Source organism: Oxobacter pfennigii, assembly GCF_001317355.1.
GTDB lineage: Bacteria > Bacillota > Clostridia > Clostridiales > Oxobacteraceae > Oxobacter > Oxobacter pfennigii.
This window is the reverse complement of record NZ_LKET01000016.1, coordinates 74169-86956: the sequence shown is the minus strand read 5'-3', so window position 1 is coordinate 86956 and position 12788 is coordinate 74169. Positions and strand designations below refer to the sequence as shown.

Annotated in this window: 11 protein-coding genes; 1 reads left to right on the top strand and 10 read right to left on the bottom strand. The window is 35.6% G+C overall.

Annotation, left to right across the window (positions count from 1 at the left end; genetic code table 11):
- Positions 1-35: 35 nt before the first annotated feature.
- The 8 genes from pcrA to OXPF_RS02005 form a co-directional block, all read right to left on the bottom strand.
- Positions 36-2225 carry a DNA helicase PcrA gene (gene pcrA, locus OXPF_RS02040; RefSeq protein ID WP_054873555.1) on the bottom strand — a complete coding sequence of 730 codons (2190 nt, stop codon included), beginning with the start codon at positions 2223-2225 and terminating at the stop codon, positions 36-38.
- Positions 2226-2372: 147 nt separating this feature from the next.
- Positions 2373-3512 carry a hypothetical protein gene (locus OXPF_RS02035; RefSeq protein WP_054873554.1) on the bottom strand — a complete coding sequence of 380 codons (1140 nt, stop codon included), beginning with the start codon at positions 3510-3512 and terminating at the stop codon, positions 2373-2375.
- Between the two features lie 22 nt (positions 3513-3534).
- Positions 3535-4032 (bottom strand): hypothetical protein, encoded by a 498-nt coding sequence (locus OXPF_RS02030; RefSeq protein ID WP_054873553.1) that lies wholly within the window; start codon positions 4030-4032, stop codon positions 3535-3537.
- 17 nt (positions 4033-4049) lie between these two features.
- Positions 4050-5366 carry a DUF2201 family putative metallopeptidase gene (locus OXPF_RS02025; protein ID WP_054873552.1) on the bottom strand — a complete coding sequence of 439 codons (1317 nt, stop codon included), beginning with the start codon at positions 5364-5366 and terminating at the stop codon, positions 4050-4052.
- A gap of 272 nt (positions 5367-5638) precedes the next feature.
- Complete coding sequence (locus OXPF_RS02020; protein ID WP_054873551.1) at positions 5639-6058, bottom strand: hypothetical protein; 420 nt, start codon at positions 6056-6058, stop codon at positions 5639-5641.
- A gap of 433 nt (positions 6059-6491) precedes the next feature.
- Positions 6492-7175: a hypothetical protein gene (locus OXPF_RS02015; RefSeq protein ID WP_054873550.1), complete on the bottom strand. Its 684-nt coding sequence runs from the start codon at positions 7173-7175 to the stop codon at positions 6492-6494.
- Between the two features lie 428 nt (positions 7176-7603).
- Positions 7604-8560, bottom strand: coding sequence for a hypothetical protein (locus OXPF_RS02010; RefSeq protein ID WP_054873549.1), 957 nt, complete (start codon positions 8558-8560; stop codon positions 7604-7606).
- A 480-nt stretch (positions 8561-9040) separates the two neighbouring features.
- The gene (locus OXPF_RS02005; RefSeq protein ID WP_054873548.1) at positions 9041-9340 is read right to left on the bottom strand and encodes a YerC/YecD family TrpR-related protein; all 300 of its coding nucleotides are present in this window, start codon (positions 9338-9340) and stop codon (positions 9041-9043) included.
- 279 nt (positions 9341-9619) lie between these two features.
- Between OXPF_RS02005 and OXPF_RS02000 the strand changes: the two genes are divergently transcribed.
- Positions 9620-9865, top strand: a complete 246-nt coding sequence (locus OXPF_RS02000; RefSeq protein ID WP_054873547.1) for a hypothetical protein — start codon at positions 9620-9622, stop codon at positions 9863-9865.
- A gap of 29 nt (positions 9866-9894) precedes the next feature.
- Here OXPF_RS02000 and purD read toward each other — a convergent pair whose 3' ends face one another.
- Positions 9895-11154, bottom strand: coding sequence for a phosphoribosylamine--glycine ligase (gene purD / locus OXPF_RS01995; RefSeq protein ID WP_054873546.1), 1260 nt, complete (start codon positions 11152-11154; stop codon positions 9895-9897).
- A gap of 19 nt (positions 11155-11173) precedes the next feature.
- The gene (gene purH, locus OXPF_RS01990) at positions 11174-12709 is read right to left on the bottom strand and encodes a bifunctional phosphoribosylaminoimidazolecarboxamide formyltransferase/IMP cyclohydrolase (protein ID WP_054873545.1); all 1536 of its coding nucleotides are present in this window, start codon (positions 12707-12709) and stop codon (positions 11174-11176) included.
- Between the last annotated feature and the right edge of the window lie 79 nt (positions 12710-12788).

The following is a 12788-nucleotide window of genomic DNA, read 5'->3' as shown; positions in this document are numbered from 1 at the left end:
TTCATGTGTCAAGTGATAAGGCATTCGAACTGTCTTCAGCCCACGAATTCTATGGGGGCATATTTAGCCGACAGCCTTTTTATACCCTGGCTGTCAAAGGCAACGGTGATTTCAAAATCATCGTCCTTTTTATCAACAGCAACGATAAGACCCATGCCCCATTTTTTATGGGATATTTTCTGGCCTATCTTTATAGTATCTCCCGAATTTATAATTTTTGTCTCTTTAGGAGTTAAAACCGGCATTTTATTTATTATCTTTTCTGCGATAGTCTGCTTCTTAACTTCCGGCTTTGTTCTTTCTTCCAGACCTTCTATGCAGTCTTTAGGAATTTCATCCAAGAAATCTGACACTGAGTTAAACTGGGTTCTTCCGTATATGGTCCTCTGATAGGCATAAGATAAATAGAGCTTTTTCATCGCCCGGGTCATACCTACATAGCAAAGGCGCCTTTCTTCCTCCATTTCCTCTTCATCCTCAAAGGATTGCATATGAGGGAAAATGCCCTGCTCCATTCCTGCCATGAACACAACGGGAAATTCCAATCCTTTTGCGCTGTGAAAGGTCATTATTATAACAGCTCTTTCATTTTCATCCACAGTATCAATATCGGCTACCAGGGCAATGCCTTCCAAAAATGCATTCAGAGATTTGTCCTCGCTGGTTTTTTCAAATTCCTGGGCAACTGATATAAATTCCTGGAGATTTTCAATCCTTGATTCATCCTCCACCTCTCCGGAATCCTCAAGCTCTTTGACATAGCCTGTGATATCAAGTATATCCTTTATCAAGGCCGTTACCGAATACTCCTCGACGCTGCCTATATAGGTTTCCATAAGCTTTGAGAATTTTTTAATGGATGTAACGGCGCGAGAAGAAAGACCTTCAATATTATCAACGGTATTTACAGCCTCCATTACGCTTATTCCCATACTCGAAGCATAATTTTCAAGCTTTTCATAAGATGCAGCCCCTATATTTCTTTTAGGAACATTTATAATTCTCTCCAATGAAACATTATCGACGGGATTATTTATAACCCTTAGATAGGCGATTATATCCTTTATTTCCTTTCTCTCGTAGAACTTCTTTCCTCCCACTACTTTGTAAGGAATCTGATGCTTCATGAAGCTTTCTTCAATTACCCTGGATTGGGCATTTGTCCTGTAAAGAACGGCATAATCATTGTAACTGTCGCCTTCATCAATCCCCTTTAATATCTTTCGGGCAATGAATTGTGCTTCTTCGTGCTCTGTCATTGCTTCATATATGGTTATTTTTTCGCCTTGTTTTTTCTCTGTCCATAATTCCTTTGACTTTCTGCCTCTGTTGTTTCTTATAACGCCATTGGCAGCTTTTAAAATGCTGGTGGTGGACCTGTAGTTTTGCTCCAGCTTTATTATTTTAGCATTGGAATAATCCTTTTCAAATTCCAGTATGTTTCTTATATCCGCGCCTCTCCAGCCGTATATACTCTGATCATCATCACCCACGACGCATAAGTTGTGGCTTCTGGCAGAAAGATGATGTATAAGCCGGTACTGGGCATAGTTTGTATCCTGATATTCATCAACATGGATGTATTTGAACTTGTGCTGATAATAATCAAGTATGCCGCCGTCAAAATTAAAGAGGTGGATTGTCTTCATTATTATATCGTCAAAGTCCAGTGCGTTGTTTTCCATCAGCTTTTTTTGATATAGAGAGTATATTTCATATACCTTCTTTGCTCTGAAATCATATTCCTTTCCCTCCAGATATTTATCGGGATATATAAGCTCATTTTTAGCCTTGCTTATGCTTTCCTGAACCCATTTCTGAGGATATATTTTATCATCAATGTTAAGCTCCTTCATGCATCTTCTCAATAGAGTCTGCTGATCGCTGCTGTCATATATAACAAAATTCCTTTTATAGCCTATTTTATCTATATCCCTTCTTAAAATCCTCATGCAAATAGAGTGAAATGTACCAATCCACATCTCATTGGTAACTTCACCTATAAGCCTGTGTATCCTTTCCTTCATTTCACCTGCCGCCTTGTTTGTAAAGGTTATGGCCATGATGCTGCCGGGATATTCATTTTTATCCAATATAAGATGGGCAATCCTGTATGTAAGCACCCGCGTCTTTCCGCTTCCTGCCCCGGCCAGTATTAAAAGAGGCCCGTCTGTCGTCAGTACTGCTTCTCTTTGTTCCTTATTTAATGATGCTAAATCTAACATAATACCCTCCTATATAATAATGAACTATTGATGGGTATCTGATTGCAAAGAAGCGTAAAGCGAGCCATGGACGGCAAGCGCGGCCATCAAAACCAGGACGGTTTTGGGCCGATGAGCTCTTTGCAATCAGATACCAGTAAATTAGCACTACTGCCGCTTGAATAATATGGAGTTATTCTTTGCAAACTCTGATAATTCAGGGCACATTACACTGAATTCGGGATTCACAATCATTTTTCTCACAATTTGTCCATGGGTTGATATAAAGTCTTTAAGCCCCATTGTTTTATGCTCCAGTGCCTTTAAGCTTAGTATCCATCTTATTCCGTTAGCGCATTTTTGCATGGTGCCTTTTGTTATGTCTCCATGGTTTTTCTTATCTGTACTTATTAAATCCGACATAACTTTTATAAGACTTTGCATGGTCATAAACAGAATTTCCAGATTGTCTCCCACATCACGCACCGGTTTTCCTTCTATTATATCGTCAGGATGTACTATGCTGTTTTTATATTTACAGTATGCTATAAATTGATGACCTACCCGTGTACCTAAATTTGAAAGTATCCTGGCATTTAATATAGGATCATTTTCATCATACTCATTCCTGTTTAAAATATCCGACACAGCCTTCCATGACCTGGGAGATGCGAATAAAAGCTCGGATTCGCTGTTTGGATCATAGGTATGCAAATCCGACTCTCTCCAGGATACATATCCTGTAACCAGGTAATTTATATCACTTCTCATTGCCCAGGTTTTCCAGGATTCCACTGTTTGTACAACATTTAATACGGAGCACCTGTTTAAAAAGTTCCCTTCCATCCCCTGATAATCTCCGCCGTCGTCTTCCCCGTTGCCTAAGCATATAACCATCCAGCCTTTTGGAAGTATATACTCGCCCAGCTTACGCTCGTTTAATAATTGATATGCCGCCGTCCTTATACTTTTAGGTACGGAAGTTATTTCATCCAATACCAAAAAACCTCTTTCTCCGTCTCTTTCTATCCGAGGCAGTATATTGTTCTGGAGCCAGATTGTGAATGTGTGGTTTTCATTAGGATAGGGAATACCTTTTAAGTCTCCCTCATTATACATTAAAAGCCTTATATCTATATGGCCTATACCCATCTTAATAGCCAGGTCTATTATACTCTCAGTCTTGCCTATACCACCCCTGCCTAATCCGAATATAGGTCTCATTAAACCTTCCTTGTATTGCATCTCAATTATCTTTGTAAACTGTTCTACTGTGACTATGGGAATATTCCTGCTGCTGTTGTCCAAGTTTTTCTCCTCCGTTAAAAACCTATTCTATTTCTCCGGTTATTCGATTTATCTTATAGGATTCTATCCCTTCTTGTCTATGATCCTTAATGTAATAAAAATTATCATCGGATGAATGCTCTTGTAAGTTAAAGAATTCTCTTTTAACTGCTTCAAAATTATCTGTTATTACATAAGTAAAGTGTATGGGATTATGAGATGTATTTTTCACATTAGCCATCAATATTTTATTTGTACTAAAATTTTCTATTTTTGTTCCTTTAGGCATCGATTTGCTTAACAGCTTCTTTGTATTTGTATCAAATACATCTATAGAGTCAGACCCGCCGCTTAAAAAAATAATTATAAATCTGTTGTCGCATATACTATAACTTACTCCTTTAAATGTAAGTATTTTATCCTCATACATTATGTCTATAATGTGAGTTCTCCAGTCTTTCGGCTCTGTGGTTATGCCGACCATGACCTGGTTTATTATATCATACTTAGAGTACATCATATTTAATATGTTTTCATCCATAATATTCTCCATAAAAGTTATTTATACTTTGCTGTTACTCGTTTTCCAAAGGGCGGCACAAAATCCTTATTATAGCCCTTTGTCATAATCCATATGGTGTCCTTGTATTTTTTTCTGATAGGGGCATTGGCGAATTGTGTATAAAAGTGACCGTCAGTAAATATTAACGTTAAAAATGGCTTGATCTTACACTCTTTACTGTTAAAATATTCAAAAAGTACTCCCGGGTTTGTTCCTCCCCCACCATAAACTGCAACCTTTTTCATTTCTTTATAATTTTTAAAATTTCCTTTAGACTGTATTATACTGTTCCAATATATCAATTCTGCTTCTACTTTAAACTGCTTCAGCAAACTGTGTACCTGTCCGTAGTAGTACTCTATGTCTTCATCTATTATGGAACCTGAAACATCAAAACAAACCTTTACCCCTTTTAATTCATTGTCTTCTATGGATTTTCCGGGGTATATGATTTTTTGATACAACATCCTTTTATCCGGATTCATATAAGACATATCATATGTTGTACCCTTTATTAAGTACTTTCTTACAATACTTCTCCAGTCTACTTCTGACTTTAACATATTACCCGCCAAGATTTCTAAAGCCCCCGGACTGTCTCCCATAGAACTGCTTCGCATATTGTATCTTGTCACTGCGTCAGAAAGCAATTTACCGGCTTCTTGTTTCTTCTGCATGGAATTGCCGGAGGTATCTATAAGGTCTATACTGACATTACCGACCCCTATATCAACTTCAAATATATCGTAGCCATCGGAGCTGAAAACGAAATTATCGATTTTAGGGTCTGCTTTTCCTTTGTATGTGAAATGAAACTTCTTTGTACCTCCGTTATAATATCCATTTTCTTTTGCCTGTCTGTCAAACTCTTCATATATCTGCTCAACGTACTCTTCATCAGTGTCTATGGATGAACAATAATAAATACCTGCAGGTATTTCTATTTTATATCCGTTGGCATTTATAATTGTTCCAAGCCTTCTGAAGCCCAATTCCTTTGATAATACTGAGTTAGTATATAAATCACAGGCAACTTGCCATAGACTTAAGTTTCTAGACTCTTTTCTTGCAACATGCATCAATCCCGTATGCACCAACTCATGCAGTACATAAAACAGCAGTTCTTCAAAAGATGTATTTTCTACATACTTTTCATTATATAAAATTTCATTTATTGTAACCCCTATAGTATCTATATTTTCAGTTTTCCTTTTCTTCATTACTTCAAATATTGCACTGTAAAAGGGTCTTATTGCTCTTAGTGCAATTAAAAGCCTTGCAAGTTTTTGTTCAGCCGTCATTTTATCTTCCATATCATCCGGACCTCTCTTATATTGGCGTTACTCATATTCAATTCAGAAGTTTATTCTGGATTGGTCCCTCTTAAAATATACAGACCAAGCTGTTAGATTATATTATATCATTTAATAATACGATTACATTAAACAAGGTAATATAAATTTACAATCACTATGTACCTCAGATTATAATTTATCAAAATTATTCCCATGAGTATTATAAAAAAATTTCCTTATTTTAAATAAGGAAATTTTTTATTGATAATAATAGCATATCAATATTCCGGTCAGCTATTATTATCAATTTTTTGAATTGTAGAGTTATCGTACTTTTTTCCATTAAGAATTATATATTGAGCCAATTTATTCTTAGTTGTGATTTTTATTATAGATATTTTTGTTGAAGCATTTTCACTTTCATGAGCAATAATTTCTAAGCCGCTATTTCCATGTGGCTTAATAGTCTCTCCGGTTATTTTTTGATTATTTACAAGTAAATAATATTCTTCTACTTGATCTGATTTTGAGATTTTTCCTAAGTAAACACCAGGATTATCTTGAAATCCTTCAGTCCAATTTTTTATTATGCTGCTTGATTCTTCCACCTTAATATATTCCATATCAATACTGACAATTTCTTCAGTGCATCCGGATATAATAAATAAAACTGTAAAAATAACAAATGCTACAAAAATATTTCTCTTCATAAAATTCACCTATTCTTTATATTACTTAAATAAAGATATTTAGCAAACTATTAATTTACACTGATAATAGAAGCTGTCTTTACAGGACAGCTTCTATTATCATATAGCTGTGACTAATTATAATCACTATAATACACATGATCCATATAATAGGCTACCTCTTCAGTATTGCTTGTAAAACCAAATCCTATACCCCATGGATATTGAACACCCGGACTCGTTGAGAGTGAAGTATGTCCATATGCTACTTTAAAACCAAATTCTTCAACTAACCCTAATTTATTCACTTCTAAGTATCCAAAACCGTAATCTGACTAATGATTATCAGAAAGGAAAATGTCAAATTTCACTGAAGCAGTACCTGTTTGATGCTTCTGCTAAACTAAATCTAAACGTTTTCACCTTTTATATATTCATCATAATATGCTTGATTTTACATTAATTTGACATCTACACTAACCGCGTCATCTCCAAGGGTAACTGTCATCCTAAACGGGTTGTATATAAAATTGCCATTGTAATCACCGACTCTTCCATCATATCTCCATTTTAAAAAAGCATCTTTGCTGCTCGTCTCATAAAATGATTCTTCTTCTATGTACTGGTTCTGTGTAAATTCCTGGCTTCCAAGTTCATTTTCTGTAAAATAATCATTATTATTTAATCTTACGGTATATGATATTTCTATTTCCATAGTGTGACCAATGGCTATATTCATTAAATCAGGATACATTTGAGCATATGCTATAGCATCATCTCTTTCATAGTAATTCGTTCCATAATAATATGTACCGCCTTTTACTGCACATTCATATACAACACCACTGCTAAAGGCAATTAAATGGTAGTAATCATAACCTATTGTCTTTTCCACATCAATGATTACTTCATCTTCTTTGCTCAAAGGCAGATTATCATTTGTTTCTCCTTCTTGAGCCCTCTCTTCTGCATATCGTTCTATTATTTCAAATTCTTCAGGAAAAATTTTCCTAAACTCTTCATGCCTTTTCATTTGAATACTATTTTTATCATTTTGTTCTTTATTATCCTTAGCGAAAGCTACAGAAGTAGAAGTCAAAAAAATTATTGTCATGATAATAGATATAATTTTTTTCATTTTAATACCTCCTATAATTTAGGCTAATCATATTTTTATGCTTGTCCAAATGATGCGTACTTCCTTATTCTCTTTTTCTTTTTTATTTTATATTTTGGCATTACGGGATTAGTAGAATTATTTGACCTCCTTCCTTTAATTTTTCCTTCGACAAGTGATCCCTAAGGTGTAGATCTCATTTGCGAAGGCAGCTTTTCAAGGAATTATTGATTTCCTATGGATTATTTTGCATAATTGTGATTTTGGTTTAGAAAGATAATTTTATATATAATTGGGCTATATCCCCCAAAAGCTTACTTTTATGAAAGTAGAAGTTTACCTAATCTTCTGATTCTATTTACAGAAATATAAAAAGTATATTCTTGTGTTATAAACTAGATTTACTTCCACTATATTTTAGAATTGTTTTAAATAATCTAAAATATAATTTAATTTTTCTTTTTTTTATAGTACTTTGCCAAATAAAATCCTAAAACTATCTGGACTAAAGTTATTACCATGGAAATTATATATTGTACTATAATTTCGCTAAGCTGTGATTTAATAATTGGTGTCTGCAAAAATGCTATCATATGAATAATAATATACTGTAGATCAGTCGATAAATTCAGCAATCCATGTACAATTATAAGTACACCCGCTGCCATGCAAATATCTCCATTTTCTAATATGCTTAAATAACCGGTTTGATTTGATTTTCTAATTTTTAGAATTAACATTATAATTGATATTACTATAATTACAGCCCATAATATATTATTAATGGAAAATACCCTTACTTCATCTCCAAGTCCAGAAATTAAAACACTTAACCTATCAAAAAGTGAAAATATACTTGTGATTACCGTATATAATAATACACTCCTTAACATAGCAATATCAGTTTGCTTCTTTTTAATATATTTTACTAAATAAATTCCCAAAAATAATTGGCATAAAATTATTATTACAGAAATTGAATCTCCTATTATGGCATTTCTAAGCATTAATATATTGCGCACATCCTGCGGTTGTGATTTAATTAGCCCTAAAGCCCGAGTAATAAAACTCGGCAACAAATATGATAAATTAGTTAGTCCCTGTATTACCACTAAAATACCTGTTATTAAATGAATCTGCTCTTTTTCTTTGATGTCAAAATAGTCTATTTGATTTGATTTTTTTATTTTAACTCTTAATATAATAGTGATTATGCTTGCAGCAATAATCATTATTATATTACTAAATAAAAATGCTTTAATTGCATTTCCAATTCTGTCTTGCCCAAGATATACACTATAATATATATTTTCCATAGATCTGCTTATAAATAAAAATATGCATGTGATTACCGTAAACAAATAAGCAATAGAAAGTATAATATTAACTTGTTTGCGATTTTCCATAAATATCTCTCCAATCATTAAGAGTTAGTATAAATCAAATTACATTGTATTTATTATATAACACGCAGTTTATCATAACATACACTGATAAGGGAACTGATATTATTTCTCCTTATGTATCTAAGTATAAGATTATAGCTATCAGGCTGAAGTCTCCTGATAACTCTACTTATGATTGCTTAGCTTGCACCTGTCTTTTCTGTAATTTCTATGTAAGTCTTTTTTTCATTGAGCGTTTTTACCGCTTTCCAACCTTTGTGTAAAGGCGCAGCTTGTTTATGCTACCTATATCTTCAAAAATTTCTGCTATTATGTACAATCAAAGAAAACTTATCTTTATATTATTAAATAAATTTCGGATTTCTTTATCTTACTATATAAGACAGTTTTTATTTGAAAAAGTTTCAATTTTTGTAAAAATATTTTTTTAGCTTTTATAAAAAATAAATTTGAAATAGAAAAAGTAATACCTTTGGGGTATTACTTCTCTTTAATGCGCTTTAGTATAAGATTATATCCGTCGGCACCGTACTGAAGGCACCTGTTTACCCTGCTTATGGTGGCTGTGCTTGCCCCGGTTTTTTCTGCAATTTCTATGTAGGTCTTTTTTTCATTGAGCATCTTTGCGACTTCCAGCCTTTGTGCAAGGGATTGCAGCTCGTTTATTGTACCTATATCTTCAAAAAATCTATAGCACTCTTCAATATTTTCAAGCAAAAGTATTGCCTCAAAAAGCTCCGTCATTTCCTTAGATTCAATCTTGGAATGATATTCAGACATATAACCACCTCATCTGATTTTTTTATAAATATCTATGTACGTAATCCAAATCTCAATATAACATCTTTATGGTCTATTATTCGATAAAAAAATCTTCTTTCCTCCCTACATTATTAAACATTAAAAATATTCCTTTTTGATTATGTTCACTTTATAGCGGCATTAAAGCTATTAAGCTTTGATGCCGCCGTGGAATATTATTTAAAAATAGTAGGATACTAAGTAAAAAATATCTAGGTACTTTGTTATTATTAATCTTTTCAGGGAAGGTGATAATTGATGGACTTTAGCAGCAGGGAAAATATTGATGAAAATAAGCATTATGATAAGGATAGCATAGAGCAAAGCAATGATTATGATTACCCCATTGTTGAGCATTTAAGCAATGCCCGGCTTATGCCTCAGACAGGCCCAATGGGAAATTTGGACTTTCTGGATACCTTTGAATACTCATCGGTGCCGGAAGGCCCTGAAACTCCCCTGGAGGATTATAGCCTTATAATGGATAAGAACAAGAAAAAATAACCTCTTTTGGGAGGTTATTTTCATATGTGCTAGTATTTTTTCACGCCGATGTCTTTTCTGTAATGCATTCCTTCGAAGCTTATATTGTCAATTACTTCGTATACCTTTTTAGATGAAACTGAATAATCGGCACCTTTAGCCGTAACTCCGAGAACTCTGCCGCCGTCGGTTTTTATTTGCCCATCCTGCAGTTTCGTGCCCGAGTGGAAGACGACCACATCTGAAGGCATATTGTCAAGGCCGGTAATGACTTTGCCTTTTTCATAGCTTCCCGGATATCCACCGGAGGCTATAACTATGCAGCTTGCTGCACTTTCATCCCATTCAATATTTATATTGCTTAGAGTACCGTCAATTACCGCATCCATTATATCCACCAGGTCGGTCTTTAACCTTTGCAGCACTACCTGGGTTTCCGGGTCTCCGAACCTGCAGTTGTATTCCACAACCTTGGGACCATCCTTGGTCAGCATAAGTCCGAAAAATACCACCCCTTTGAAGGTTCTGCCTTCTTTGTTCATGGCATCAATTGTGGGAACAAATATTTCCTCCATGCAGATTTTTTCCATTTCAGCTGTGTAATATGGTGCGGGGGAAATTGTTCCCATACCACCGGTATTCAAGCCCATATCGTCATCGAATATCCTCTTATGGTCCCTTGCGCTGACCATGGGCTTTACGGTTTTACCGTCCACAAAAGCCAGTACCGACACTTCGGGGCCTTCCATGAATTCTTCGATTATTATTCTGTCTCCGGCATCGGAAAATGTTTTTTCTTCCATGATGCTATGGACTGCTTCAATTGCCTCGGTCAAGCTTTGTGCTATTATAACGCCTTTCCCAGCTGCCAGGCCGTCAGCTTTAATTACTGTGGGGAAGGATAAAGTTTCTATATAATCCCTTGCTTTTTGGGGATCTGAAAATTCCATATAAGAAGCTGTGGGAATTCCGTATTTTTTCATAAGGTATTTTGAAAAAACCTTACTGCTTTCAATCTCTGCTGCTGCCTTTTTAGGGCCGAAGCATCTTAAGCCTTTTTCTTCAAAAGCATCTGCGAGACCCATTGACAGAGGAACCTCAGGCCCTACAACCGTTAAGTCTATTTTTTCATTTATTGCAAAATCAACGAGCTTTTCTATATCCTCTGCCTTTATATCAACACACTCTGCCAGGCTTGCTATTCCGCCGTTTCCTGGGGCGCAGTATATTTTATCTATCCTTTTGCTTTGCTTAAGCTTCCAGATTATTGCGTGTTCCCTTCCGCCTCCGCCTACAATAAGTACTTTCATATATACACTTCCTTTTCTTCTAGTGCTTGAAATGCCTCATACCGGTAAATACCATGGCAATATTATGCTTATTGCAAAGCTCTATGGATTCATCATCCTTTAGAGATCCCCCCGGCTGTATGATTGCTGTTATACCGGCTGCAGCAGCAGCCTCAACCACATCGGGAAAAGGGAAAAACGCATCTGAAGCCAATACACAACCAAAAGTTTTTTCTCCTGCCTGGCGTATGGCATTTTCAGCCGCCCATATCCTGTTGGTCTGTCCCGGCCCTAGTCCTATTGTCATGCCACTCTTAGCAAGTGCAATTGCATTTGACCTTAAATGCTTGACAACCTTCCAGGCAAAATTTAAATCCTTTAATTCTTCATTTGTAGGCTTGCGGTTTGTTACAACTTTCAATTCATTAATTTTTCCGTTATCGCTGTTTTGTATAAGGAGGCCTCCGTTAACCTTTTTATAATCCAATGATTTGGTATTTTTTTTCTTAATATCCTCAAGCTTCATTACCCTTATGTTCTTTTTGGACTTCAAAATTTCAAGGGCTTCCCCGGTATAATCGGGAGCAATAACTATCTCCACAAAAATCTTGTTTATTTCATCGGCTGCAGCTTTATCTACAATATCGTTTATAGCGATTATTCCCCCGAAAATTGAAACGGGGTCACATTCATAGGCTTTTATGTATGCACTGTATGCTGTATCTCCCACTCCCACTCCGCAGGGGTTGGCATGCTTTACTGCAACGCAGGCTATGTCTTCAAATTCCTTGAGGCATTCTACTGCCGCATTTGCATCATTTATGTTGTTAAAGGAAAGCTCTTTACCGTGAAGCTGTATAGCTGAAGGCAGGCTTCCTTTGACGGCTATGGGCTCTTTATAAAAAGCGGCGCTCTGGTGAGGGTTTTCACCGTATCTTAAATCCTGAACCTTTTCGAAGGTTATTGTAACTGAATCGGTATATCCTTCGATTCCTGCCTGTTCTTTAAGGTAGGAGGAAATCAGCGCATCGTAGGCCGCAGTGTGGTTAAAGACCTTGAAAGCAAGATAAAACTTTGTCTTTTCTGAAACATCCCCATTTTCCTTAATTTCATCCAATACCTTCCGGTAATCTTGAGGGTCCACAATTACAACCACATCTTTGTAGTTTTTAGCTGCTGCCCTTAACATTGTAGGGCCGCCGATATCTATGTTTTCAATGGCATCTTCGAGCTCCACATGCTCCTTTGATATGGTCTGTTTGAAGGGATATAAATTCACGATTATCATATCTATTGTATCAACATTTAATTTCTCAAGCTGTTCCATGTGCTCTTTGTTGTCTCTCATGGCCAGTATGCCCGCATGTATTTTAGGGTGAAGGGTTTTTACCCTGCCATCCAAGCATTCCGGGAATCCGGTAACATCTGAAATGTTTATAACGTCCAGTCCCGACTGCTTAAGGGTTTTTTCCGTTCCCCCCGTTGAAATTATCTTCACTCCTAAATCACTAAGCTGCTCAGCCATCTCGACGATTCCGCTTTTATCGAAGACGCTTATTAAGGCAGTTTTAATCATCTATTATACCTCCTTAAGTTAGGGATAATTAATTGGGTCTTCAAAATTTTGAACAACGTAATTAAGCATTGTGAGAGTT